At 38.5% G+C, this 23,993-nt stretch carries 25 protein-coding genes and 6 tRNA genes; 24 read left to right on the plus strand and 7 right to left on the minus strand.

Going from position 1 to position 23,993, the window contains the following annotated elements; translation table 11 throughout:
• Positions 1-2: 2 nt before the first annotated feature.
• Positions 3-629, minus strand: coding sequence for a VrrA/YqfQ family protein (gene vrrA / locus IHV12_RS15695; protein WP_197191457.1), 627 nt, complete (start codon positions 627-629; stop codon positions 3-5).
• Between the two features lie 175 nt (positions 630-804).
• Between vrrA and IHV12_RS15700 the strand changes: the two genes are divergently transcribed.
• Both IHV12_RS15700 and IHV12_RS15705 read left to right on the plus strand, forming a co-directional pair.
• Complete coding sequence (locus tag IHV12_RS15700; RefSeq protein WP_197191458.1) at positions 805-2,088, plus strand: DEAD/DEAH box helicase; 1,284 nt, start codon at positions 805-807, stop codon at positions 2,086-2,088.
• A gap of 23 nt (positions 2,089-2,111) precedes the next feature.
• Positions 2,112-3,005, plus strand: a complete 894-nt coding sequence (locus IHV12_RS15705) for a deoxyribonuclease IV (protein ID WP_197191459.1) — start codon at positions 2,112-2,114, stop codon at positions 3,003-3,005.
• A gap of 63 nt (positions 3,006-3,068) precedes the next feature.
• Here the strand turns inward: IHV12_RS15705 and IHV12_RS15710 are convergent, their stop codons facing one another.
• Positions 3,069-3,329, minus strand: a complete 261-nt coding sequence (locus tag IHV12_RS15710) for a DUF2624 domain-containing protein (RefSeq protein ID WP_066396234.1) — start codon at positions 3,327-3,329, stop codon at positions 3,069-3,071.
• Between the two features lie 101 nt (positions 3,330-3,430).
• Positions 3,431-4,690, minus strand: a complete 1,260-nt coding sequence (locus IHV12_RS15715; protein WP_197133148.1) for an NCS2 family permease — start codon at positions 4,688-4,690, stop codon at positions 3,431-3,433.
• 290 nt (positions 4,691-4,980) lie between these two features.
• On the opposite strand from IHV12_RS15715, the gene IHV12_RS15720 reads away from it, so the two are divergent.
• The 9 genes from IHV12_RS15720 to IHV12_RS15760 all read left to right on the plus strand — a co-directional run bounded on the left by IHV12_RS15720 (position 4,981) and on the right by IHV12_RS15760 (position 11,246).
• Positions 4,981-5,730, plus strand: coding sequence for a metal ABC transporter ATP-binding protein (locus tag IHV12_RS15720; protein WP_197133145.1), 750 nt, complete (start codon positions 4,981-4,983; stop codon positions 5,728-5,730).
• The gene (locus tag IHV12_RS15725) at positions 5,727-6,599 is read left to right on the plus strand and encodes a metal ABC transporter permease (protein ID WP_144699028.1); all 873 of its coding nucleotides are present in this window, start codon (positions 5,727-5,729) and stop codon (positions 6,597-6,599) included. Before IHV12_RS15720 ends, IHV12_RS15725 begins: the two co-directional genes overlap by 4 nt.
• Positions 6,600-6,612: 13 nt before the next feature.
• Positions 6,613-7,533: a metal ABC transporter substrate-binding protein gene (locus tag IHV12_RS15730; RefSeq protein ID WP_305069390.1), complete on the plus strand. Its 921-nt coding sequence runs from the start codon at positions 6,613-6,615 to the stop codon at positions 7,531-7,533.
• Positions 7,534-7,635: 102 nt separating this feature from the next.
• Positions 7,636-8,289 (plus strand): HAD family hydrolase, encoded by a 654-nt coding sequence (locus tag IHV12_RS15735; RefSeq protein WP_197191460.1) that lies wholly within the window; start codon positions 7,636-7,638, stop codon positions 8,287-8,289.
• A gap of 122 nt (positions 8,290-8,411) precedes the next feature.
• Positions 8,412-9,188, plus strand: a complete 777-nt coding sequence (locus IHV12_RS15740) for a metal ABC transporter ATP-binding protein (protein WP_197133138.1) — start codon at positions 8,412-8,414, stop codon at positions 9,186-9,188.
• Between the two features lie 12 nt (positions 9,189-9,200).
• Complete coding sequence (locus tag IHV12_RS15745; RefSeq protein ID WP_197133135.1) at positions 9,201-10,049, plus strand: metal ABC transporter permease; 849 nt, start codon at positions 9,201-9,203, stop codon at positions 10,047-10,049.
• 8 nt (positions 10,050-10,057) lie between these two features.
• Positions 10,058-10,471, plus strand: a complete 414-nt coding sequence (locus IHV12_RS15750; protein WP_197133415.1) for a Fur family transcriptional regulator — start codon at positions 10,058-10,060, stop codon at positions 10,469-10,471.
• 69 nt (positions 10,472-10,540) lie between these two features.
• Positions 10,541-10,753, plus strand: coding sequence for a DUF1540 domain-containing protein (locus IHV12_RS15755; protein WP_144699038.1), 213 nt, complete (start codon positions 10,541-10,543; stop codon positions 10,751-10,753).
• Between the two features lie 115 nt (positions 10,754-10,868).
• Entirely contained in the window at positions 10,869-11,246 is a 378-nt protein-coding gene (locus IHV12_RS15760; RefSeq protein WP_197191461.1) for a DUF4190 domain-containing protein, read from the plus strand.
• 440 nt (positions 11,247-11,686) lie between these two features.
• On the opposite strand, the gene ispG is transcribed toward IHV12_RS15760, so the two are convergent.
• Complete coding sequence (ispG, locus tag IHV12_RS15765) at positions 11,687-12,799, minus strand: flavodoxin-dependent (E)-4-hydroxy-3-methylbut-2-enyl-diphosphate synthase (RefSeq protein WP_197191462.1); 1,113 nt, start codon at positions 12,797-12,799, stop codon at positions 11,687-11,689.
• A gap of 101 nt (positions 12,800-12,900) precedes the next feature.
• Positions 12,901-13,224 carry a LysM peptidoglycan-binding domain-containing protein gene (locus IHV12_RS15770; RefSeq protein WP_197133128.1) on the minus strand — a complete coding sequence of 108 codons (324 nt, stop codon included), beginning with the start codon at positions 13,222-13,224 and terminating at the stop codon, positions 12,901-12,903.
• 168 nt (positions 13,225-13,392) lie between these two features.
• Between IHV12_RS15770 and IHV12_RS15775 the strand changes: the two genes are divergently transcribed.
• Entirely contained in the window at positions 13,393-14,268 is an 876-nt protein-coding gene (locus IHV12_RS15775; RefSeq protein ID WP_197191463.1) for a DUF1002 domain-containing protein, read from the plus strand.
• Positions 14,269-14,300: 32 nt separating this feature from the next.
• Here the strand turns inward: IHV12_RS15775 and IHV12_RS15780 are convergent, their stop codons facing one another.
• Positions 14,301-14,840 carry a DUF1189 family protein gene (locus IHV12_RS15780; RefSeq protein ID WP_197191464.1) on the minus strand — a complete coding sequence of 180 codons (540 nt, stop codon included), beginning with the start codon at positions 14,838-14,840 and terminating at the stop codon, positions 14,301-14,303.
• Positions 14,841-15,030: 190 nt separating this feature from the next.
• On the opposite strand from IHV12_RS15780, the gene IHV12_RS15785 reads away from it, so the two are divergent.
• The 9 genes from IHV12_RS15785 to IHV12_RS15825 all read left to right on the plus strand — a co-directional run bounded on the left by IHV12_RS15785 (position 15,031) and on the right by IHV12_RS15825 (position 18,711).
• Positions 15,031-16,635, plus strand: coding sequence for a Na/Pi cotransporter family protein (locus IHV12_RS15785; protein ID WP_197133413.1), 1,605 nt, complete (start codon positions 15,031-15,033; stop codon positions 16,633-16,635).
• A 72-nt stretch (positions 16,636-16,707) separates the two neighbouring features.
• Positions 16,708-17,190 carry a DUF456 domain-containing protein gene (locus tag IHV12_RS15790; RefSeq protein ID WP_197133122.1) on the plus strand — a complete coding sequence of 161 codons (483 nt, stop codon included), beginning with the start codon at positions 16,708-16,710 and terminating at the stop codon, positions 17,188-17,190.
• Positions 17,191-17,343: 153 nt separating this feature from the next.
• A tRNA-Asn gene (locus tag IHV12_RS15795) sits at positions 17,344-17,418 on the plus strand.
• Between the two features lie 4 nt (positions 17,419-17,422).
• Positions 17,423-17,499 (plus strand) — tRNA-Met (locus IHV12_RS15800).
• A 22-nt stretch (positions 17,500-17,521) separates the two neighbouring features.
• Positions 17,522-17,597 (plus strand) — tRNA-His (locus IHV12_RS15805).
• 25 nt (positions 17,598-17,622) lie between these two features.
• A tRNA-Ile gene (locus IHV12_RS15810) sits at positions 17,623-17,699 on the plus strand.
• A gap of 7 nt (positions 17,700-17,706) precedes the next feature.
• Positions 17,707-17,799 (plus strand) — tRNA-Ser (locus tag IHV12_RS15815).
• 9 nt (positions 17,800-17,808) lie between these two features.
• A tRNA-Phe gene (locus IHV12_RS15820) sits at positions 17,809-17,884 on the plus strand.
• A gap of 215 nt (positions 17,885-18,099) precedes the next feature.
• Positions 18,100-18,711, plus strand: coding sequence for a superoxide dismutase (locus tag IHV12_RS15825; protein ID WP_197133120.1), 612 nt, complete (start codon positions 18,100-18,102; stop codon positions 18,709-18,711).
• Here the strand turns inward: IHV12_RS15825 and IHV12_RS15830 are convergent, their stop codons facing one another.
• The gene (locus IHV12_RS15830) at positions 18,712-18,972 is read right to left on the minus strand and encodes a hypothetical protein (RefSeq protein ID WP_197133118.1); all 261 of its coding nucleotides are present in this window, start codon (positions 18,970-18,972) and stop codon (positions 18,712-18,714) included.
• 232 nt (positions 18,973-19,204) lie between these two features.
• Here IHV12_RS15830 and IHV12_RS15835 point away from each other — a divergent pair, with 232 nt between their 5' ends.
• The 3 genes from IHV12_RS15835 to IHV12_RS15845 all read left to right on the plus strand — a co-directional run bounded on the left by IHV12_RS15835 (position 19,205) and on the right by IHV12_RS15845 (position 23,848).
• Positions 19,205-20,482 (plus strand): MFS transporter, encoded by a 1,278-nt coding sequence (locus IHV12_RS15835; RefSeq protein ID WP_197191465.1) that lies wholly within the window; start codon positions 19,205-19,207, stop codon positions 20,480-20,482.
• A 120-nt stretch (positions 20,483-20,602) separates the two neighbouring features.
• A complete protein-coding gene (locus IHV12_RS15840; RefSeq protein WP_197191466.1) occupies positions 20,603-22,654 on the plus strand; it encodes a penicillin-binding transpeptidase domain-containing protein in 2,052 nt (683 codons plus the stop codon).
• 234 nt (positions 22,655-22,888) lie between these two features.
• Entirely contained in the window at positions 22,889-23,848 is a 960-nt protein-coding gene (locus IHV12_RS15845) for a PstS family phosphate ABC transporter substrate-binding protein (protein WP_197131136.1), read from the plus strand.
• The last annotated feature ends 145 nt before the right edge of the window (positions 23,849-23,993 follow it).

Genomic DNA, 23,993 nt, shown 5'->3' on the forward strand with positions numbered 1-23,993 from the left:
ACTCATACATATAGTTTCGGCCCCGATAAGTGGTAGCCTTTAGGTACGTTTGTTTTTGGAGCTGTTGGAATAGTTTTTGTAGCACTTGGCGTTTTTCTAATAACAGTTGGTGCCTCGGTTGGTGTGGATGTACTTGTAGACTTAGGTCCAGCTACAACCACCTTTTCTTCAGTTTCTGGTTTTCTTTTTTCTTTCTTTTCATTTTTCTTTACAACATTTTTCTTAGCTTCGCTTTTTTCATTGGTGTCAGTCGTTTGTTCTGTGTTTTCCGGTTTTTCGGAGGTATCTGCCTCAGTATCATTCTCTGCCTTTGAGCTCGAACCGCTTTGGAAATCTTTAAGAGCTGTCATGATGGAAGGCAGATTTCTCATTGCAGGACCATATTGTTTGATCATAGGTCCCATCGTCTCAGCGACTTTTAAGACCTTTTGCACGTTGTTTAACATCGTAAACACACTTGTTCCACCTGTTATACTTCCACCGCTGCCAATCGTCCCCAAGAACCTGTCGACAGAACCCACCTGACGCGGCATACCATTCATCCCATTCATGTTTTGAAGATAAGGATTTACTTGAAAGGGTTGCATAGGATGCTGATGTTGATTTGGATATCTATAAAAAGGCTGCATAATTCCCCCTCCTTTCCAAAATAATACGCTCATATATAGAATATGAAAATAGAAAAACATGTGTGATATTTATCCCTGTTTTCTTATTAATCTTAAGGATGGTTGGCTTAAATGCAAAACTTACTCTATAATACTAAAAGTGAAGAATTTATATTTGAAAAGAAAAGGTGAGCGTATGAAATCTCCGTTTGAACGGTTAAAAATAAACGAATCGCTCCAGACTGCTTTAAGCAGTATTGGATTTGAAAGACCAACTGATATTCAAGAGCGTGTAATTCCTGGAATTATCAACGGGCAAGACATGATCGGACAATCACAGACAGGTTCGGGAAAGACATTTGCGTTCCTGCTTCCATTGATGCATAGAATAGATATCACAAAAGACGAAGTACAAGCAGTAATCACAGCTCCTACTCGTGAATTAGCACAGCAAATTTATAATGAGTTTCTGAAGATTTCTGAGCATATGCCTGAGGATAAACAGATCCGCGCAAAAGCAATTGTTGGTGGAACGGATAGAAAACGTATGGCTGAGAAGCTTAAAACAGTTCCTCAATTAGTGATCGGAACTCCAGGTCGTATAAAAGATTTGGTAAACGCACAAGAATTAGTCGTATTTACGGCTAACATGCTCGTAGTGGATGAAGCTGATCAGATGCTCGATATGGGCTTTATTGAAGATGTAGATTTGATCGCTTCTCGTATGGCTAACGAACTTCAGATGATGGTGTTCTCTGCCACAGTACCAGAAAAGCTGCAGCCATTCTTGAAAAAATATATGCAGAATCCTAAACACGTTCACGTTGAACCTCAGCATATTACTGCAAAAGATATCAAGCACGTTCTTATTCAAACAAAACACAACGACAAACTTCCTACACTGATCAAAACAGCAAGAAATTATAATCCTTATTTTGCGATTATATTTGCAAACACAAAAAAAGCAGTCGATGAGATCGCAGATGCTATGAGTGCTGAAGGAATGAGCGTTGAACGTCTTCATGGCGACATTCCGCCTCGTACAAGAAAGAACATCATGAAACGCGTTCAGAAAGCTGAGTTTCAGTTCTTAGTAGCAACGGATCTTGCAGCTCGAGGTATTGACATTAAAGGTGTCAGCCACATCATCAACTATGAGTTTCCTAAAGATCTAGATTTTTACGTGCATAGAGCAGGAAGAACGGGTCGTGCTGGAATGTCTGGAATCTGCGCATCTCTTTACGAGCAGACCGATCAGCATTCTGTTCAAAAGTTAAAAGAGAAAAAGATTGTTTTCCATATCGAGCAATACAAGAACGGTGAGTGGGTACCTGTGAAACCGAGTAAGAAAAGTACAGGTGCAAAAGAGCAAGATGGCGTTTATGTACCAAAACCACGAAAAGTAAAGCCAGGTTATAAGAAGAAAATGGACGAACAGAAAAAGAAACTTATGAAGAAGAAAAGAAGAAACATCAGATAGTAGGTTAGGGAAGAGGGGAAAATATGATTAAACTAGGATCTCACGTTTCAATGAGCGGTAAAAAAATGCTTCTCGCTGCGAGTGAAGAAGCTGTTTCATATGGTGCCAATACATTTATGATCTATACGGGTGCACCCCAAAACACGAGACGAAAAAAAATTGAAGACCTTAATATCGAAGCAGGAACGAAACACATGATCGAGAATGGCATCGCTGATATTGTTGTTCATGCACCGTATATCATCAACATCGGAAATGCTGTGAAACCTGAAACATTTGAGCTGGGAGTCGATTTCTTAAGAAGAGAGATCGAACGAACTGACGCACTTGGTGCAAAACAGATCGTACTTCATCCAGGAGCACATGTTGGAGAAGGTTCAGAGATTGGAATCAAGAAAATCATCGAAGGCCTTAACGAAGTATTGACGAAAGAGCAAAATGTTCAAATTGCTCTAGAAACAATGGCCGGTAAAGGATCTGAGTGCGGCAAGACATTCGAAGAACTTGCACAGATTATTGATGGTGTAACGCTTAACGAAAAACTTTCTGTTTGTTTTGATACATGCCATACACATGATGCAGGTTATGATATCGTTAATGATTTTGATGGAGTATTGAACCAGTTCGATAAAGTAATCGGAATGGATCGGATTAAAGTTTTCCACATTAATGACAGCAAAAATGTAACAGGAGCTGCTAAAGACAGACATGAAAACATTGGCTTTGGACATATTGGCTTCGATGCCTTAAATTACATCGTTCATCATGAACAATTTAAGGATATCCCGAAGATTCTTGAAACACCTTATGTAGGTACAGATAAAAACAACAAAAGACCTCCATATAAATTAGAGATCGAGATGATCAAAGCAAAAACGTTTGATCCAGAACTTCAGAACAAACTGTTAAACGCATAAGATCTAGCCAACTACACCTAAGAATAAACAAAAAAAGCCACACATCTGTGCGGCTTTTTTTGTTTACCTATCAATATACGTTTGAATTAAGTATTGGATATAGTTCGCTTTTTCAGGGCTAACTTCTTTTGCGATGGTAGCTATGATCATCTTTCGCTGTGATAGATTTTTGATATCAATCGTCTGCCTTCGCAATATGTTTACGATCTGTACGGCTTCTTTTTGTGAAATGGGAAGCTGATATTGCGCGGCTAGTGAGATCAGTTCGTTCGGACTGATCGAATTAAGTTTCTGATTTACAAAATGAACAATGATTGGATTCATTTAGAAACCCCCTCCCGACTTTCTCATTGTATGAGGGAGAAGGGGAGAAAGTGCTAAAAAAAGACTTCGGAACATTGTCCAAAGTCTTTTTGTTTATATTTTTATACTATTGTATGAAGAATAAAATTCATAAAGAATAAAAAGGCGATTACATACATCGGTGCTGTAACCTGTTTCTTCTGTCCTGACATCCATTTAACAAGCGGGTATGCGATGAATCCAAATGCAAGACCATCCACGATGCTGTACGTTAAAGGTATCAGCGCAATAATAAGAAATGATGGAAACATCTCTGTAAAGTCAGCAAAAGGAATATGCTGAATCTGCTGAACCATCAAACCGCCAATGATAATTAAAATAGGAGCGATAGCCCCATCAGGAATATAGGCGATGAAAGGTGCTGCAAACATGGAAAAAAAGAACAACACAGCAACTGTGATACTTGTGATTCCTGTTCTTCCGCCTTCTTGAATTCCAGATGCACTCTCTACCGTTGAGATTGTTGGACTAGTTCCAAATAAGCCGGAAACGATAGATGAAGCAGCATTCGCTTGGAAAGCTTTTGGAAACTTTTCTTGATCAGGTAACAGGCCATACAACAATCCCATATTCTCGAACGTGATGATCATGGTTAATGAGAACGTTGCTATCCAAAAGGAAAGCTCTGTTATCCCTGAAAAATCAAATGCGAATAACAATTCACCAAACGGCTTAAAGGAAAATCCTTCAGACATGCCTTTAACTTCTTGTGTATGACCCATAAAGAATCCAATAAGAGTAGTTAAAGCAATCCCGATTAAAAAACTTCCTTTAACGTTTTTTAGAAACAATGCCAGTGTGACCGAAAGACCAATTACCGTTAGGATAGCATCAGGACGATCTAAATGTCCTAACTTTACAAAAGTTGCGGAGCTCGCTTCGATGATTCCGCCTTTTTGTAATCCAATAAACGTTAAGAATAACCCGATTCCTACTGTGATGCTATGTTTCAATGATTGAGGTATACTTTTTGAAAGTATATCCTTTAAAGGTGTCGAAGCTGCGATTAAAAAGAATATCCCAGACATCACGACAGCAGCAAGAGCTTCTTGCCAGCTTAAATTCATACCTTGCACGATGGTATACGTGAAGAACGCGTTTACCCCCATGCCCGGCGTTAATACGATCGGAGCCTTTGCATACAGCCCCATGATCAGACATCCAACTACAGAAGTTAGGATCGTAGCGAGAACTACCCCCTCATATGGCATCCCAGCATCTGCTAATATTAGCGGATTAACGACAATAATATAAGCGATAGTGAAAAATGAGGTGATCCCTGCAAGCACTTCTTTCTTTAGTGAAACTTGATTTTGTTCCATTTGTTCCTTCCTTAAATCTTAAAAAACATCCCTCTCCCACCCAGCAGTTTCCTGCCAGAGTTGATTATATAGCAAATGTAGAAATATGGCTAGAGAAAATCGTTTACAATCTTGTGTCCACACTATATAATTTGACTTAAGTAAAAAAGTTGCCTAAAGGAAACATTTACTTTTTCTAAAATATTCACTTTCCTTCTTTTTGTTTCATACAATTGTGAAGGGATTATTTTTTAATTTAAAGTTGCACTTGGGCAAAAAAAGTTACTCGACGAAAAAGGAGGTCTTTTTCCATGATACAGGCATTACAAATCGATCATTTATATGTCTCATACTTAGGGAACCAAGTAGTTAAGGATATATCATTCTCAGTGAATCAAGGGAGTTTAGTGGGAATCATCGGACCGAACGGTGCTGGTAAATCAACTATGATGAAAGCCGCTTTAAACTTAATACCAAAAGATAAAGGTGATGTTTCTATATTTGGAGAGTCGCTTAAAAAATGGAGAAAAAAAATCGCATATGTTCCACAGCGTTCAGATATCGATTGGGATTTTCCGATCACAGTATTTGACGTAGTCCTGCTTGGAACGTATCCAAAACTAGGATTATTCAAGCGTCCTTCAAAAAGTGATAGAGAGTGGGCTTATGAATGTTTGAAGACGGTAGGTATGGAAACGTTCAGTAATCGGCAGATCGGTGAACTATCAGGTGGACAGCAACAAAGGGTATTCCTTGCAAGGGCGCTGGCTCAAAAAGCAGAGTTGTTCTTTCTTGATGAACCATTCGTTGGAATAGATGTTGCGAGTGAAGAAACGATTATTCATATTCTGAGAGATCTAAAAAAAGAGGGAAAAACCATTTTGGTCGTACATCATGATTTGAGTAAAGCTGAGTCCTATTTCGATCACTTACTGCTTTTGAATAAAAATATGATTCAATTTGGAGCATCTGAAGAAGTTCTTCGGCCAGAGGTGATCACAAAAGCTTACGCCAATCAGTTCTCATTTCTTCAGCCTAAAGGAGTGAATGTGACATCATGAGTATTTTTGAATTCTTTCAAGCGTTATTTCAATATGAATTTTTACAAAAAGCGTTATTTACCTCAGTAGTTGTAGGTATTATTTGTGGGATTGTTGGATGCTTCATTATTTTAAGAGGCATGGCCTTAATGGGGGATGCAATCTCACATGCCGTGTTGCCTGGTGTTGCGATCAGTTACATGCTAGGAATCAACTTTTTCTTCGGCGCGGTTATAACGGGGGTTCTTACTGCGATCGGAATCGGATATGTGAGCCAGAATAGCAGAATCAAACATGATATGGCTATAGGGATCATGTTTACGAGTATGTTTGCTGTAGGAATCGTGATTATTACGATGATGAAAAGCTCTGCCGATCTGTATCACATTCTTTTCGGTAACGTTCTTGCTGTTCGAATGAGTGACATGTGGATCACTCTTGGAATTGGGGTACTAGTAATCGGTCTTGTCGTCTTGTTTTACAAAGAGCTCCTCGTTTCAACATTTGATCCAACAATGGCACAAAGCTATGGATTGCCAAACAAATGGATTCATTATTGTTTAATGGCAGTATTAACAATGGTCACGGTTGCATCTTTGCAAACGGTAGGGATTGTTTTAGTAGTTGCGATGCTGATAACACCAGCAGCGACGGCTTATCTCTTAACCAATCGATTATCTGTGATGATTTATCTGTCTGCATTAATAGGTGTTATTTCTTCGGTGTTTGGCTTATATTTCAGCTTTACGTATAACCTGGCATCAGGCGCAACGATCGTTTTAGTTTCAGCTTTTCTGTTTGCACTCGCGTTCTTCTTTTCCCCATCACAAGGAATCGTTTGGAAAGCGCACAAATCTAGAAAAAACAGACTAGAGCTGTTGGAGAAATAGGGAGGATGATTGCATGTTTAAAAGAATGACAAAGCTCTTTTTAGCAGGGGCATTATTAGCGGCTGCAACAGGATGCAGTGCTGGTGAAAATGATTCAGAAAAGGTAAAAGTCGTAGCTACTTATTCTATCATCTATGACTTAGTTAAGAATGTAGGAGGAGACAAGGTAGAAGTTCATAGCTTAGCACCTATTGGTTCGAATCCACATGAGTATGATCCGCTTCCAGAAGATGTTTTAAAAACAACGGATGCAGATGCAGTATTCTATAATGGGCTTAATCTCGAAGAAGGAAATTCTTGGTTTGACAAACTAATGAAAACAGCTGATAAAGATGGCAAAGATGCACCAGTTTACCGTGTTAGTGAAGGGGTAGATGCGATTCATCTGGAATCTAAAGGTCTTGAAAAACAATATGATCCACATGCATGGATGAATATTGAGAATGGAATCAAGTATGTTGAAAACATTCGAGATGCATTGATGAAAGAAGATCCAGAAAACAAAGAGTACTATCAAAGTAACGCTGAAAAATATATTGGTGAACTAAAAGCTCTTCATGACAAAACCATTTCAGAATTAAACAAGATTCCTAAAGAGAAACGTGTACTTACTACGAGTGAAGGTGCATTCAAATATTTTGGAGAAGCCTACAATATAGAAACGGCTTATGTTTGGGAGATTAATTCTGAAAATCAAGGTTCACCACAGCAGATTAAGAGCTTGGTCGATTTTCTAAAAGAAAGAAACGTTCCAGCTCTGTTCGTTGAAACAAGTGTTGATGCAAGAAGTATGGAAACTGTATCAAAAGAAACAGGAATTCCTATTAAAGGAAAAGTGTTTACCGATTCTCTAGGTAAGCCTGGTAAAGATGGAGACACTTACAAAAAAATGATGGAATGGAATACAGAAACCATTATTGAGGGATTAAAATAAAACATTATGAAGAAGCTGAAAATGATTCAGCTTCTTTTTGTTTTTATTAAACAATGCTTTATAATACATAGAGTGAAGTTTGCAATAAAGGTGGAAAAAGGTATGAATATAAAAGCAGTCTGTTTTGATATGGATGGTGTGATTGTAGACACGATGCGTCACCATGTTGAAGCGTGGCGTCATGCATTCAATAAAAAGGGCTATGATCATGAAGAGTTGGTCTTTTACTTAAGAGAAGGAATGCCAGGAAAAAATACGATAAAAGATGTTTTTGAATATTCTAATGTTGATGTTAACAAAGAGATGATTGAAGATATATATGTACAAAAAAGAGATTACTTTAAGAAACATGCTCAATATGATTTTATAGAAGAAACTGTATCTACGCTTAAAGCCTTAAGTAAGGAGCAGATTCCTATTGCTGTCGTTACAGGGAGTAGAAAAGAATTTGTTTTTGAAGTGTTAAGTAAACTTCCTGTGACTTTTGATATAATTGTTACTGGAGATGATGTAAAAGAAGGGAAACCATCTCCTGAACCTTATCTATTAGCTATGGAGCGATATTCCTTCAAGCCATCAGAGTGGCTAGTTATCGAAAACGCACCACTTGGTATACAATCTGCCAAAGGGGCAGGAGCATATTGCTTAGCTATTGAAACGACTCTTGATGCAAAGTATCTAAAAGAAGCAGATCAAATCATCAGACCAAAAGATTTATTGCACAGTGTTAGGAACCTCATAAAAGGAATGGAATAAAACGTGTATAAGCATGCTCACAGAGCATGTTGTTTTACTTTGTTCATAATTCGTGTATACTATGAGACAGTTTAAATCGTACTCATTACTACTTATTTTTCAATTTCTCACGGAGGTTACTCATGAATAACAATATAGAATCGATAGCCATTCGTGTAGATGATCTATCGTTTCATTATGGCGATAAAAATGTTCTCCAGCATGTAACGATGGAGATAAAAAAAGGATCTTTTCTTGGACTAGTAGGTCCGAATGGTTCAGGTAAATCTACACTAATCAAATGTATATTAGGTCTTCAGAAGCCTCAAGAAGGAAACGTTTATCTATTTGGGGAAAAAGTAAATAAATTTAATGACTGGGACAAAGTAGGGTATGTTTCACAAAAAGCGAATAGCTTCAATACAGCTTTTCCGGCAACAGCGTTTGAAGTTGTATCGATGGGGCTTTTCGGTAAAGTAGGATTGTTTAGATTCTTAAAAGCTTCAGATAAGAACAAGGTGTGGGAAGCTCTAAGATCTGTGAACATGGATCAGTATGCCCACCAGAACATAGGTGAGTTATCTGGAGGTCAGCAACAGCGTATCTTTATTGCGCGAGCTTTAGTCAGTGACCCTGAACTATTGATATTAGATGAGCCTACCGTTGGAGTCGACACTGAATCATCAGATTCTTTTTATAAGATGCTGAAAGAACTGCATCGTGAGAATAACATGACTCTAGTTTTAGTAACTCATGATGTTGGTGTCATGACGAATTATGTTACGGATGTAGCTTGTTTGAATAAACAGATCCATTTTCATGGAAATACGAAAGAGTTTGAGGAAAGCTCTTCTGAAAATATGTCTGCTTTTTATGGTCATCATGTTCATGTGCTTCACCATGATCATGGTCACGAGTAAGGGGAGGAACACATGTTACCGTTTTTAAAATATGAATTTTTACAAAATGCCTTCTTAACAGGAATTATGGTTGGTTTACTTGCTCCTGTATTAGGGGTTTTTATTGTGGTAAGACGGCAAGCGTTAATCGCAGATGCTTTGTCCCACATCACCTTAGCGGGTATTGCTGCCAATTTGCTGTTAGGAAAATGGTCTTCTTTTTTTGCTGCCGCTAATCCCATCTACATGGGGATGGCTTTCTCGGTAGGTGGAGCCATATTTATTGAACAACTTAGAAAAGTGTACAAGCATTATGAGGAGCTTGCTATACCTATTATCATGTCAGCTGGAATCGGTCTGAGTGTCATCTTTATCTCAATGGCAGATGGTTTTAACACAGATCTGTTCAACTACCTCTTCGGCAGTATTATTGCAGTTAAGCGATCAGATGTTTGGACGGTTTTTGCTATTCTTGTTGTTGTTCTTTTGTTCGTGTTTTTTATGTACAAAGAATTATTTGTCTTATCTTTCGATGAAGAGCAAGGAAAGCTATCTGGAATTCGAAGCAATTGGATCTTGGTTGCTTTTATGGCGATAACAGCTTTAGTCATTGCTGCATCTATGAAGATCGTAGGCATTCTATTAGTATCAGCACTTATGACATTACCCGTTGCTGCAAGCATACGGATCGCAAAAGGATTTAAACAGGCGATTTGGCTCTCCGTTCTTTTTGGTGAGATATCAGTAATCTCTGGCATGTTTCTGTCATACTACCTAGACCTTGCATCAGGCGGAACGATTGTTTTATGCTTGGTTGTCATTTTGTGCTTAAGTATTTTTTATAAAAAATTTACAGGTTCCAGAAAGGTGGGTCACTTGTGAAATTTGCGATGACAATTGAACAAGCAATGGAGCTTTTAAAGAAGAAAGGTTATAAGTATACGGAAAAAAGAAAAGATCTTCTTTCATTATTTGCTCGTGAAAAGAGATATCTTACAGCTAAGGAAGTCCAAGAAGCACTTAAGGACAAGTACCCTGGGCTTAGCTTTGATACGATCTATCGAAATTTAACCACCTTCGTCGAATTAGAATTACTTGAAGAAACAGAGTGGGAAGGTGAGAAGAAGTTTCGGTTTACGTGTTCACATAATGAACATCATCATCACTTAATCTGCCTTACATGTGGAAGTACGAAGTCTATTCATACGTGCCCGATGGAAGTGTTAGACAGTGAATTGAACGGTTTTGATGTCACGGGTCATAAGTTTGAGATCTATGGTTATTGTGAAACATGCAAAAGTTAAACTTTTTATATGTATTCAAGTATGTATCTCCTTTTATTTAGCCAAGCTAAGGTGAAAGGAGGTTTTTTTATGCCTGAAGTAAAATGTAATGTATCAAATTGTACGTATTGGGGGGAAGGTAACAATTGTGTAGCAGATGCCATTCTTGTTGAGATCGACAAGCATGCAAATATGTCTATTGACATGAGTGCAGACGGTAGCCTCCATGGTGATGCAGCTCATAAAGATGCTGCTCACGATACAGCTGAAACATGTTGTCATACGTTTAAAGCAAAACATTAAACAAAGAGGCCAAAAGCGGGCCTCTTTTTCAATGCCCATAAACTAACATCTATGAAAATGTTACTTTAAAGCCATAATAAGAACGCTCCTTAACACGATAAGAGGGGGAATCATCATGGCATACGAAAGAGATGAACGTACTATAAATAACGAAGCAGCATTTCGTGAAGAGATGGCTGCAGAGGCTGTACCGGTTCCTGTAAGAAGTGATATGACGTTACCTGAGAACGAGAGACCTCGTTATTCAGATCGAGACGATCACAGACATGAGCACGAAGATTCACAGGAAAGAGCTGGAGGTAAAGCGACTGGAATCATCGCAATCATCCTATCTGTTTTATCTTTGTTCATACTTCCTGTGTTGTTTGGGGCAGCGGGTATTATAGTCGGATTCATTGCCAGAAGACAAGGTGCACATTCGCTTGGTAATTGGGCGATCGGAATAGGAGTCGTATCAATTATCATTTCGTTGTTTTTTGCACCATTCTTTTAAAGGAAAAAGGAGCAAAGGAGAAGCTAACCGCTTCTTCTTTTTTATGGAATATGGCGTTTTAAAAAACAGTTTGAGTAGGCTTTGTAGCTTGAAGAAGTAATTGATTTCCGTTTCAGATGCTCGCTTTCCGCGGGGCAGGCGGTGAGCCACATTCGTTCGTTACCCTTTTAAGTGAATCGTTTAGCCACGACAAGCAAAAAGGTAAATGGACTTAGAAGGGGTACTTTGCTCTTCAAAGACCGTTTACCTTTTGACCTCGACGTGCTAGTCACTGCAACTAGACAGGAAGCTCACCGTTCGCCCCATGGAAAGCGTGCAACCTGGAGCGGAAATCAACTACTTTCAGGAAACACCAATGTATACGAAAACAGTATTTTGAAAAAGCAAAGATCGATTCTAGATATAGAAAAAAGCTCCCAAAGATGGGAGCTTTTTAAAATTTATACTTGCTGAGCTGCAGCTTCAGCTTTTAACTTCTCTTCATGTGCTTTTGCTAAAATGTCGACTTCTTTCTTAAGTTCATCTAATAACTGATCTTCTGGAATCTTCCTTATGATTTCTCCGTGGCGGAATAACAATCCTTCACCACGAGCTCCAGCAATTCCGATATCCGCTTCACGAGCCTCTCCAGGTCCGTTTACAGCACAACCGAGTACAGCAACTTTGATCGGTGCACGTACGTTCGAGATATATTCCTCAACTTCGTTAGCGATTGAGATAAGATCGATCTCGATACGGCCGCAAGTCGGACAAGAAATCAATGTGGCAGCATCGGAAAGAAGGCCGAAAGATTTCAATAGTTCGCGTGCAACCTTAACTTCTTCAACAGGGTCTGCGCTTAGCGAGATACGAACAGTGTTACCAATTCCTTTATGAAGGATAGCACCTAGTCCTGCAGCACTTTTTACAGTACCCGCAAAAAGTGTACCTGATTCTGTGATCCCAAGGTGTAAAGGATAATCAAAGGTTTTTGCAGCTTTTTCATAAGCTTCGATAGCCAGGTTAACATCAGATGCTTTCATGGAAACGATAATATCATGAAAATCAAGATCTTCTAGAATTTTAATGTGGTGCAGAGCACTCTCGACCATACCATCGGCAGTAGGATAACCGTACTTCTCAAGATATTTCTTCTCAAGTGAGCCCGCGTTAACGCCGATTCGAATCGGAATTCCTTTAGCTTTTGCAGCTTTTACTACAGCTTCAACCTTTTCGCGACGACCGATATTACCAGGATTGATTCTAATCTTGTCTGCTCCACCTTCGATGGCTTTCAGCGCAAGCTTATAATCAAAATGAATGTCTACAACTAGTGGAATATTAATTCTCTTCTTTATGTCTGCGATTGCTTCTGCCGCTCGCATATCAGGACATGCAACACGTACCACTTGGCAGCCCGCTTCTTCCAAACGTAAAATTTCAGCTACTGTAGCCTCAACATCATGTGTCTTTGTTGTTGTCATACTTTGTACAATAACCTGATCAGTACCACCTATTGTTAAGTTTCCTACTTTTACAGGTCTTGTTTTAGAACGGTGGGTGATTTCACTCATCGGTGAATCGCTCCTTTTTTCAAATTGACAGTATTATTCTGTCCTATCATCAGTTCATTTTAGCAGGGAACATTTTGTTTTGACAAGTAATGTTATCTCACTCACTTAGAATATAAAGGGAATTTGTAGGATTTACCTAATTGTATACTCTCTGGATTGACTCCAGGGTTTAATGATTTGAAATCTTTGATCATGGATACAATGGAATAATTTTTATTAGAATTAAGTTTCTCTACAACAGAAATTAACGTATCTCCAGGTGTTACTTCATACGTTTTGAAAGTTTGTTTGTTCTTATCTTGTTTCTTTTCTGTATGTATTTCTGCGTTGGCAGGACTTGATTGAGGGAGTGTCCCGATTTTCAGATCATAAGCTACCACATATAAAACAAGCATGATCACACAAACCCTTATGAATCGTTTCATAAAAATCCCTCTCCTTTCGCATATGTTACTATATGCTTGTCCATTTTCTTTATGACAAGTTTAAAGTGACTTCTTTCTTGAGCATGGTGTAAAATGGAAAGGCGGAAGGACAGAAAAATTGAATTTCTGCGTATCTTTGTAGTTGTACCGATTGGAGAGGTGAAAGTAATGAAAAAAACGAAAATCCTTGCTCTGCTATCTATAATGACTGCAGCGCTATTTATTGCTCCATTAACAATGTATGCTGATGCTGTACCTGGCGACATTATCGTTACGTTAGGTGAGAACTTAACAGAAGAACAAAAAAACGAACTTTTAAAAGAAATGGACGTTCCTGCTGATGTAGAATCTGTGGTTGTTACAAACGAAGAAGAACATCAATACTTAGGTAACTATATTTCTAAAGCGCAAATCGGATCAAAAGCGATCTCGTCGACAAAGATTACAATTGGTGATAAAGACCAAGGGTTGTCGGTCAAGACAAATAATATCAATTGGGTAACAGAAGAAATGTATATGAACGCTTTAACAACTGCAGGTGTGACAGATGCGGAGATCTATGTAACAGCACCATTTAAAGTTTCAGGAACAGCTGCTTTAACAGGTATCATAAAAGCGTACGAGTCTACAGCGCAGATTGAGATTCCAGAAGCTCAAAAACAAGTTGCGAATGAAGAGATGGTAAAGACTGCAGAACTTGGTGAGAGAATCGGAACGAAAGAAGCCACTGAGCTGATGACACGTGTCAAAGAAGAAATTGCGAAAAACCCGGTACAATCAGAAGAAGATCTGCGTGCTTTGATTGAAAAAGTCGCGAAAGACATGGGGATTGAACTGACACAAGAAGAACTAAACGGGTTGCTTGCGTTGTTCAATAAGATGAAAGATCTAAATATAGATTGGGATCAAGTTCAAAATGGCTTAAAGGACATCAGTAATAATCTAGGGGATTTCTTAAAAGATGAGGAAACGCAGTCTTTCTTCCAAAAGATAATTGATTTCTTTATGGCTATCATTGATGCGATCAGATCACTGTTTAAATAGAACTTAAAAAAAAGCGGCGGAAAGCCGCTTTTTTATTTTTTTCTCGGAATCTTGGTTATAGAGAGAACACAAATGAGAAAAGCTAACACCCAAAACCACAAAAATGAATAGGGGATATGTACGTTTACAAAGAAAAGGAACGTTAGTAATACCGATGGAATGGTGATGGAGTAACAAGATAGTACCCAAAGATGTCTGTATGACTGTCTTCTCTTGAGGAGCTTTGCAACAGGAAGAACGAAAGCAGCTAGTATAGAAGCGCCAGAAAATAAGATTCCTGAAAAGAGAACATACATCACTATATATATGACAGCTACAATGATTGGGAAAACGCCATCCAATGTTGATGCGAAATTCTGCATTTGATCAGGATTCAAACCATAACTCTCAAAATTGTTCAAAGGATTATTTTTAGACATAAGGCTCACTAAAAATAAGCTAAAAACAGGTATCATACATAACAGTGTCAACAATAAAACATACATGATGGTACTACCGACCCCTAAGAAACGGAAGTTTGCGATAGATTTGAATGACCACAAACTTTTAACAAAGCGAATATGTAATTTCATGTGAGAAGCTCCTTTAATTGTTAGCATAATTAGTTTACATGAACCAAGAACTTTCGACAATATGCTTCAATTGTAAAGGTAATGTTACAAATGCTCTATTTTTATTTACACAAACAATACAAATAGAGATAATGGCGTAGGTTGATAAAAGATAGTTAATAAGGAGCTGTAAACATTGAATTATCAAGAAATGTTATTTCAATTTATCGGAGGACTGGGGATCTTCTTATTTGGTATTAAGTACATGGGAGATGGCCTTCAAAACTCTGCAGGAGACCGATTACGAGAAATACTTGATAAATTAACAACAAATCCTTTTATGGGAGTTTTAGCGGGGATATTCGTAACAGTATTAATTCAAAGTAGTTCGGGTACGACTGTTCTTACTGTAGGACTAGTGAATGCTGGTTTCTTAACATTACGCCAGGCTATTGGTGTCATCATGGGTGCCAATATCGGTACTACGATTACATCATTTATCATCGGTATCGATGTAGGAGAGTACGCACTGCCAATCATTGCAGTTGGTTCGATCTTAATATTCTTCTTTAAGAATCCTAAATACAATTATTTTGGACAGATCACATTCGGTTTTGGAGCACTATTCCTAGGTCTTGAACTAATGGGAGATGGTATGAAGCCACTACGCAGTCTTCAATCATTTCAAGATTTAACTGTTTCTATGAGTGATAATCCGATCCTTGGTGTAGTAATTGGGACCTTATTTACGGTAATCGTACAATCATCAAGTGCAACAATCGGGATTCTACAAGAACTTTACTCTCAAGATATGATTGATCTTAAAGCTGCACTGCCTGTGTTGTTCGGTGATAATGTCGGAACAACGATCACAGCTATACTTGCGGCGATCGGTACGACTGTTGCAGCAAGACGTGCTGCTCTGACACATGTTATCTTTAACTTACTTGGAACATTAATCTTCTTAATCTTACTTGTTCCATTCAGACACTATATTGAATTTCTATCAACAAAGTTAGATTTAGAGCCTGCTATGCAGATAGCCTTTGCGCATGGAACATTTAATGTGACGAATGTTCTTATCCAATTCTGGTTTATTGGAGCATTAGCTTACATCGTTACAAAGTTAATAAAAGGCGAAGATGTTCTCATTGAATACAAAGCAAAACATCTCGATGAAATCGTCTTAGAAACAGCGCCATCATTAGCGATTAGACAAGCGAAACAAGAGATCATTCGAATGGCTAACTATTCACAGAACGGATTAAAAGAAGCGATCACATATTTGAACGAAAAAGATAAGAAGAATGCAGACCTAGCCTTGCAATATGAAGAAGCGATTAACAACTTAGATCGCCAAATCACGGCATACTTGGTCAAATTGTCTGCTCATCCATTAACTCCACAAGAATCGAACGAACACTCGATGCTATTAGATACTTCTCGTGATATAGAGCGTATCGGAGATCATATGGAGAATATTATTGAGCTTGTGGACTATCAATTACGAAACAATGTACGTTTAACAGATACGGCCAAAAAGGACCTTGATGAAATGTTTACGTTAACAGTTTCTACTGTTGATAAAGCGGTTAAGGCACTTGAAGAAGGTAATGTTGAACTTGCTAAGGAAGTCTTAAGCTTAGAAGACAAAATCGATAAGATGGAGCGTACACTTCGTAAGCAACACATCATGCGTATGAATGAAGGCCAGTGTGATGGAAATGCTGGTATCGTCTTCGTTGATATCATCAGCAACCTTGAAAGAATAGGCGACCATGCTGTTAACATTGCAGAAGCAGTATTAGAGAAGTAAAATGAAACCAAGAGGCTTTTTAGCCTCTTGGTTTTTTAGTTAGTGTTTTTAGAATATAAAGGAGAAGTACATATGGATATTTTATATTGGATCATCATCGGTCTAGCTTTTGCCATTAGCTTTGTAGCGTTAATCTATCCCATCTTACCGGGTGTATTATTTCTTGCGGCAGGCTTTATCATCTATGGATTTGCGTTTTCGTTCGAACCTTTCACACCATTCTTCATCATTGTTCAAGTGTTATTGTTTATCAGTTTATTTGTCATTGACTATGTAGGAAATGCATACGCAGTGAAGAAAAAAGGCGGGTCAAAGGCAGCTCTATGGGGAAGTACGATCGGTTTGATCGCAGGACCATTTGTTATACCGGTCGCAGGGATCTTGATCGGGCCATTTATAGGCGCAGTATTAGCAGAGCTTCTTTTTCAAAAGAAAGGACTTAAAGCCGCTGTATCAATAGGGATAGGGACTGTTCTTGCCTTTGTCGGTACCACACTTATAAAAGTGCTTACGCAAGCCATTATGATTGGTTATTTTTATTTCCAAGTCTTATAATACGCTCTTGCTAATTATGTACCACCATGCTATATTATTTTTGTTCTGAAAAAGCACAAGTGTTCGTTTAGATGAATTTTAAAAATGTTATTGACTTTAAATGAAACATCGTGCTATAGTAGTTCTTGTCCTTAACAAACGTTAAGACGTTATTCCACAGTAGCTCAGTGGTAGAGCTATCGGCTGTTAACCGATCGGTCGTAGGTTCGAGTCCTACCTGTGGAGCCATTTTGGCGGTGTAGCTCAGCTGGCTAGAGCGTACGGTTCATACCCGTGAGGTCGTGGGTTCGACTCCCTCCGCCGCTACCAAAATGTTTTTTTACTCACGATGGCGGTCGTGGCGAAGTGGTTAACGCATCGGATTGTGGTTCCGACATTCGGGGGTTCGATTCCCCTCGTCCGCCCCATAATATTTACATAAGTTTTTCCAATGGACCCTTAGCTCAGTTGGTCAGAGCGGTCGGCTCATAACCGATTGGTCGTAGGTTCGAGTCCTACAGGGTCCACCATAATCGAGGAGGTATACCCAAGTCCGGCTGAAGGGATCGGTCTTGAAAACCGACAGGGGTTTAACGACCCGCGGGGGTTCGAATCCCTCTACCTCCTCCATTACATATTGGCTCGATAGCTCAGTCGGTAGAGCAGAGGACTGAAAATCCTCGTGTCGGCGGTTCGATTCCGTCTCGAGCCACCATACATATAACATCAACCTTACGATAAGCGTGTCGTAAGGTTTTTTTATGTTTAAAAAGGGTACAGTGTTTAAGAATTGAAAGTTCATTCTAAATTTGATAAGGTAAACATGTTGAATACTTTCTAAACAAGAAAGTTGATTAACTGGTTTCACTTTTCAAGTAACTCTTGAAAATGAACATAAAAAATTTTACATATTATGAGGAGGAAATGAACATGGCTAAATTTGAACTGCCTGCATTACCTTATGAAACAAGTGCACTTGAACCGCATATTGACAAAGAAACAATGGAGATCCACCACGGTCGCCACCACAAAACATACGTTGATAACTTAAACGCTGCTCTTGAAGGACAAGCTGAATTCGAGAACAAAAGCTTAGAGGATCTTTTAACTAATTTAGATGCTCTTCCGCAAAGCATTCAAAACGCTGTTAGAAACAATGGCGGTGGACACGCGAACCACAGCTTATTCTGGGAAGTAATCGCACCAGGTGGAGCGAACACACCTTCAGGCGAACTTGCTGACAAGATCAACAACAAATTTGGAAGTCTTGATGCATTTAAAGAAGAGTTTGCAAACGCTGGGAAGACTAGATTCGGTTCTGGTTGGGCTTGGCTAGTAGTAAACAATGGAGAGCTTGAAGTAACAAGCACTCCAAACCAAGATACTCCGGTTATGGACGGGAAGACACCTATCCTTGGACTTGATGTGTGGGAGCACGCTTATTATTTAAAATATCAAAACAAGCGTCCTGATTACATTTCAGCGTTCTGGAACGTTGTAAACTGGGATGAAGTTGAAAAGCGTTACAACGAAGCAAAATAATTAAGTAACTAAGCCACTGGCATGCCAGTGGCTTTTTATTATGCCTTTATCGTGAATTTCATAATGATCAGATAATGATACTAGTAATTCATCTAGGGTGAAGTTGCCATCACCAAAGGGTACAGTGGACTGAACAACAAATACATTTTTGGATTGAAAGTACCAAAGTAGACGCTGATCTGTATTTTTATCCTTAGAACTCTGTAAGGTTTGAATCAAGAGTTGTTCATCAACAAGATCATATATCCAATACTCAAACAAATTCGTTCACTCCTTCTTTGCAAAAACTTGTTGTTTAAAAAATTTGTTGCTTTTGAATGTTTCTTTTTCACTTACTATGCGACCTATAGTCAACTGAGAGTGGAGATCAACTACTTTTAATGAACATCAAAGTATATGAAAACAACTTTGCAATAAAATCCAATTTCTTTAAAAGTGAATAGCTCCTATCGTCTTGAAAGACACTAACGACGAAATGTAAGGGGGCGAAAACATGAGATTCAAAAAAATCATGGATACCGACCAATACCCTAGGGATTTGTTTTTACTGTTATTTGTAGGTGGATTGTTTACGTTAAGTACGGCTCTATCTAATACATTTGTTAACATATTTCTGTGGAAACAATCGGGAAAGATCACCGATATTGCCTGTTATAACCTTTCTATTGTTGTAATGCAGCCAATAGCGTTCTATTTTGCTGGTTGGTTTGCTAAAAAGATCGATCGCGTCATCGTATTAAGGATTGGAGTTTTCATCCTTGCTTTGTTTTATATAGGAGTCCTTTTGATGGGTTCGATGGCAAGTAACTACATCATTTTATTAGGAGCCATGTTAGGATTCGGGTTGGGATTTTACTGGCTCGCGTTTAATGTTCTGACTCTTGAGGTTACAGAACCCGAGACTCGAGACTTTTTTAATGGATATTTAGGTGTTTTAAATTCAATATCAGGAATGATCGGACCACTGAGTGCAGGTTATATCATTACTAGGATGGACAAACATCTGGGGTATGAAACCATATTCAGTATTTCGATGGCTTTATTTTTGATAGCCGTTGTCATCAGTTTTTTTTTAAAGAGGAGAACAGCAGACGGTGTGTACGGTATCAGAAAAGTTTTGCAAGAACGTAAGCACGATAAAGCTTGGTTGCAACTATTAAGAGCACACTTTTTTCAAGGATTTCGCGAAGGTACTTTTATTTTCTTAATCGTCATTTGGGTTTACACCGCTTCTAAAAGTGAATTTGCTCTTGGAACGTATGGTTTCATCCAATCTTTTGTTTCGTTTATCGGATATTATTGTGTATCCCATTACTTGAATCCCAAAAATCGTATGAAGGCGATATTTGGAGGAGGGCTGCTCTTATTCGTATCCCCATTCATGCTGCTATTTCCTATTTCATTTACACTTCTCATTATATATGGAGTATCAGTATCGATCGCTTATCCTTTGTTGTTAGTGCCTTATGTGTCATTAACTTACGATATTATTGGAAAATGCCGTGGTATACACGAAAAAAGGATTGAATATATCGTTGTTCGTGAGATGTATCTAAATGCAGGAAGAATCGTTTCTATTCTTACGTTTATCATCGTAGTACACCTTCTATCTGAAGAAAAAGGCATTCCATTGTTACTTCCTATTCTAGGTGCTGGACACTTTATGATTTATTTTTGTTTAAGAAAAGTTTCGTTCCCCACATTTAACTCTTCAAAAACGATTGAGATCGCTGAGACTCAACAAGATGGTAACAACACAAATAAACAATGATTATCTTTTGACATAATTACCTTGGTAAGGATACTATTATTATGTAGATATAATTACCGGTTCACATTAGACACCTTTTTTAAGGTGTCTGTGCTGTTTTAAAGGGAGATTTACAATATTATGAAAACAAAAGATAAAAAGAAAAAAAATCATGTTCCGATTCGTATCAATGCCTTATTTATCTCTGTCTTTTTTCTCTTTTCTGTTCTAGTTCTCCGTCTTGGCTATGTACAGATTGTTAAAGGAGAGGAATATCAGCGTACAGCCTATTTAACAGAAAATGTTACAACGAAATTGGATGCTCCGCGTGGAAAGATGCTTGATGCTAATTACCGCGTAGTTGTTGATAATGAACCAGTTTTCTCTATTACATATACGAGAACACAAGAAGCAGATGTTGATGAAAGACATAAGTTGGCACAGAAGCTTGCAGATCTCATCGAAAAAGGAACAGAAGAGTTGACGGAGCGAGACAAAAAAGACTATTTTATTTTTTTGAACGAAAAGCAAGTTGAATCAAGAATCTCGAAAGAGGAAAAGAAAGATACACCTCCGGAAGAGCTATACGATCTTATGCTAGAAAAAGTAACAGAAGAGGATATTAACTCATTTTCTGAAAAAGAACTTGAAGTGCTGGCTATAAAAAGTGAGATGGACCGAGGCTATACACTATCTCCACAGCGTATAAAGATTGGTGCGACCGAAAAAGAGATTGCGACCGTCAGTGAACACTTACCTGAGTTAGAAGGTGTGGATATTAAGCCGGATGCTGAACGTTCTTATCCATTTAATAATTCATTCCGTGATATATTTGGCCAAGTAAAACAAATTCCGAAATCAAGAATGGACTATTATACTTCTCGAGGAAACGATCGTAATGATATGGTCGGAACGAGTTTTCTTGAAGAACAATACGAATCATTGCTCCGCGGTACGAAAACGAAGATTAAATACGTAACTGATAAAAAAGGAAACCCAGTAGGAGATCCAGTTGAGGAAGAGGGAGCAAGAGGTAGCGATCTTGTATTAACAGTAGACATGAGACTTCAACAAGAAGTCGAGAAAGTCATTGAAGATAAATTAAAAGACGCGATCCGAGGTAAAAACGCATACGACAACAGTAAATTAGACAGTGCCTATGTAGTAATGATGGATCCGAATACGGGTGCAATCCTTTCAATGGCCGCAAAAGAATATGACCGAAAGACAGGAAAGTTTAAAGACATTCCCTTTGGTAACGTTTATCATTCTTATGCGATGGGCTCGACCGTTAAAGGAGCTACCGTACTTACAGGCTTACAACAAGGTGTCGTTTCACCAAATACCGTGATAAATGATGCACCACTCACTTTTGGAGATGGAAGATCTTTGAAATCACACGAAAGTATGGGACCAGTTGATGCTGTAGAAGCGTTAGAACGCTCATCTAACGTATACATGTGGCATATTGCCATGAAACTCGCAGGATATGATTATTCAAACAAGCGATTTAATGAAAATAAAGTTCAAGAAGCGTTTGAAATCTTAAGGAACTCATATAGCCAGTTCGGACTTGGTGTCCCAACTGGAATTGACCTTCCATCTGAAGCGACCGGGTATAATACAGGCATGAGCCGTGAACTCTCCCAAGCCATGTTCTTCTCTATCGGACAGTTTGATACGTACACACCGATGCAGATGGCTCAATATGTTTCAACCATTGCAAACGGCGGGTTAAGGATGCAACCGCACCTCTTGAAAGAGGTGAGAGAGCCATCCGTTGATCCCAATAAACTTGGAAAACTTCAGTACCGTTTTGAGCCTAATGTGTTAAACAAGATTGAGATGTCACCGAGTCAGATTAAGGTTGTACAAAAAGGATTTTATGAAGTGATGCATGGCAATAACGGTACCGCAGCTTGGAAGTTTAAGAACAAGGATTATAACCCAGCAGGAAAAACAGGGACAGCTGAGATCGATAAAGCTACCGGAATCGTTAACAAAACGTTAATCGGTTATGCCCCTTATGAAAATCCAGAAGTAGCATTTGCTGTTGTCGTTCCCGATATTAAAGAAGGAAATACGAATAGTGAAATAGCTGAAGGAGCTCTGGATGCTTACTTCGCTATGAAAAAAGAAGGAATTCCAACTAAACCAGATCCTATAGAAGAAAAACAAGAAGAATCACGCTAATTGGCGTGGTTCTTTTTTTGTATAGTTTAAATCCGATAGCAAAGACTAAGAACATATTCATGGATAAACCAGTCTTAACAATACCTTTACAATTCATTAAAACGTACTTCACATTGGAGGTTTATTGTAGAACATGTAAGAAAGAAACAAGCTTTTAAAAAGGGGTCATGACCTGAGAAAAACTTCTCTAACATGATAAGACGAAATAATCATATTTTAGGGGGACCTATCAAGATGAAGAAAATGAAGTCTGTGTACCTTTTGGCAGTAATGTCGCTAATCCTAGTTTTCGCAGCAGCATGTGGAAACAAGAGTGAAGATGGAGCAGCTGGCGGCGGAGATCTTAGCGGAAAGATAAAAATTGATGGATCTTCCACAGTATTCCCGATCATGGAAGCTGTTTCTGAAGAGTTCCAAGCTACAAATCCTGAAGTACAAGCACCTGTAGGAGTTTCTGGAACGGGTGGAGGATTTGAAAAGTTCGTTCGTGGAGAATTAGATCTTGCTAACGCTTCTCGTCCGATTAAAGATGAAGAGAAAAAAGCAGCTGAAGATAAAGGCGTTGAGTATACAGAATTTGAACTTGCGAAAGATGGTCTTTCAGTAGTTGTTTCAAAAGAAAACGACTTTATTGATCACCTTACTCTAGATGAATTAAAGAAGATTTTCTTAGAAGAAAACCCAGCTAAGACATGGGCTGACGTTCGTGAAGGATGGCCAAAGAAAAAAATCGAAGTCTTCTCTCCGGGTACTGACTCTGGAACGTATGACTACTTCGATGAAGTAATCCTTGAAGAAAAACCAATGCGTCGTGACGCACAGCTTTCTGAAGATGATAACGTACTAGTACAAGGTGTAACAGGTTCTAAAGATGCAATCGGATTCTTTGGATATGCATATTACCAAGCAAACAAAGATAAAATCAAAGCTGTTCCAATCGATGGTGGTAACGGACCAGTTGAACCAACACCAGAAACGATTGAATCTGGAGAATACGCACCACTTTCTCGCCCATTGTTCACTTATGTTAATAACAAATCTTTGAAAGATAACGAAGCAGTGTATGAATATGTGAAATTTGCTCTTGAAAACTCAGGTGAACTTGCTTCTTCTGATACAATCGGATACGTTTCTCTTCCAAAGGAAAAATACGAAGAGCAAATGAAAAAGCTAGATGAGCTTGCAGGTAAATAATTGTCCTTTATTGAAGTAAAGGAATAAGAATCATATATCAGGGTGAGGAGTGAGAAATCTCCTCACCTTTTCACCTGTTTAGTATTGTCGAATTATAGGAGGTCTTATTGGTGTCCAGAGATAAATCAAACCAAAAATCAATCCG

It is taken from the genome of Fictibacillus sp. 7GRE50 (assembly GCF_015903875.1).
Taxonomy (GTDB): Bacteria; Bacillota; Bacilli; order Bacillales; family Fictibacillaceae; genus Fictibacillus; species Fictibacillus phosphorivorans.

What these genes read in the sequence shown, in the direction of transcription:
- IHV12_RS15745 (WP_197133135.1), top strand. Translation starts at nt 9,201, where the DNA reads ATGTTACCGTTTTTAAAATATGAATTTTTACAAAATGCCTTCTTAACA.
- IHV12_RS15700 (WP_197191458.1), top strand. Translation starts at nt 805, where the DNA reads ATGAAATCTCCGTTTGAACGGTTAAAAATAAACGAATCGCTCCAGACT.
- IHV12_RS15755 (WP_144699038.1), top strand. Translation starts at nt 10,541, where the DNA reads ATGCCTGAAGTAAAATGTAATGTATCAAATTGTACGTATTGGGGGGAA.
- IHV12_RS15775 (WP_197191463.1), top strand. Translation starts at nt 13,393, where the DNA reads ATGAAAAAAACGAAAATCCTTGCTCTGCTATCTATAATGACTGCAGCG.
- IHV12_RS15720 (WP_197133145.1), top strand. Translation starts at nt 4,981, where the DNA reads ATGATACAGGCATTACAAATCGATCATTTATATGTCTCATACTTAGGG.
- IHV12_RS15735 (WP_197191460.1), top strand. Translation starts at nt 7,636, where the DNA reads ATGAATATAAAAGCAGTCTGTTTTGATATGGATGGTGTGATTGTAGAC.
- IHV12_RS15780 (WP_197191464.1), bottom strand. Translation starts at nt 14,840, where the DNA reads ATGAAATTACATATTCGCTTTGTTAAAAGTTTGTGGTCATTCAAATCT.
- IHV12_RS15825 (WP_197133120.1), top strand. Translation starts at nt 18,100, where the DNA reads ATGGCTAAATTTGAACTGCCTGCATTACCTTATGAAACAAGTGCACTT.
- IHV12_RS15740 (WP_197133138.1), top strand. Translation starts at nt 8,412, where the DNA reads ATGAATAACAATATAGAATCGATAGCCATTCGTGTAGATGATCTATCG.
- IHV12_RS15715 (WP_197133148.1), bottom strand. Translation starts at nt 4,690, where the DNA reads ATGGAACAAAATCAAGTTTCACTAAAGAAAGAAGTGCTTGCAGGGATC.
- IHV12_RS15835 (WP_197191465.1), top strand. Translation starts at nt 19,205, where the DNA reads ATGAGATTCAAAAAAATCATGGATACCGACCAATACCCTAGGGATTTG.
- IHV12_RS15845 (WP_197131136.1), top strand. Translation starts at nt 22,889, where the DNA reads ATGAAGAAAATGAAGTCTGTGTACCTTTTGGCAGTAATGTCGCTAATC.
- vrrA (WP_197191457.1), bottom strand. Translation starts at nt 629, where the DNA reads ATGCAGCCTTTTTATAGATATCCAAATCAACATCAGCATCCTATGCAA.
- ispG (WP_197191462.1), bottom strand. Translation starts at nt 12,799, where the DNA reads ATGAGTGAAATCACCCACCGTTCTAAAACAAGACCTGTAAAAGTAGGA.
- IHV12_RS15750 (WP_197133415.1), top strand. Translation starts at nt 10,058, where the DNA reads ATGACAATTGAACAAGCAATGGAGCTTTTAAAGAAGAAAGGTTATAAG.
- IHV12_RS15710 (WP_066396234.1), bottom strand. Translation starts at nt 3,329, where the DNA reads ATGAATCCAATCATTGTTCATTTTGTAAATCAGAAACTTAATTCGATC.
- IHV12_RS15760 (WP_197191461.1), top strand. Translation starts at nt 10,869, where the DNA reads ATGGCATACGAAAGAGATGAACGTACTATAAATAACGAAGCAGCATTT.
- IHV12_RS15770 (WP_197133128.1), bottom strand. Translation starts at nt 13,224, where the DNA reads ATGAAACGATTCATAAGGGTTTGTGTGATCATGCTTGTTTTATATGTG.
- IHV12_RS15840 (WP_197191466.1), top strand. Translation starts at nt 20,603, where the DNA reads ATGAAAACAAAAGATAAAAAGAAAAAAAATCATGTTCCGATTCGTATC.
- IHV12_RS15730 (WP_305069390.1), top strand. Translation starts at nt 6,613, where the DNA reads ATGTTTAAAAGAATGACAAAGCTCTTTTTAGCAGGGGCATTATTAGCG.
- IHV12_RS15725 (WP_144699028.1), top strand. Translation starts at nt 5,727, where the DNA reads ATGAGTATTTTTGAATTCTTTCAAGCGTTATTTCAATATGAATTTTTA.
- IHV12_RS15790 (WP_197133122.1), top strand. Translation starts at nt 16,708, where the DNA reads ATGGATATTTTATATTGGATCATCATCGGTCTAGCTTTTGCCATTAGC.
- IHV12_RS15785 (WP_197133413.1), top strand. Translation starts at nt 15,031, where the DNA reads ATGTTATTTCAATTTATCGGAGGACTGGGGATCTTCTTATTTGGTATT.
- IHV12_RS15705 (WP_197191459.1), top strand. Translation starts at nt 2,112, where the DNA reads ATGATTAAACTAGGATCTCACGTTTCAATGAGCGGTAAAAAAATGCTT.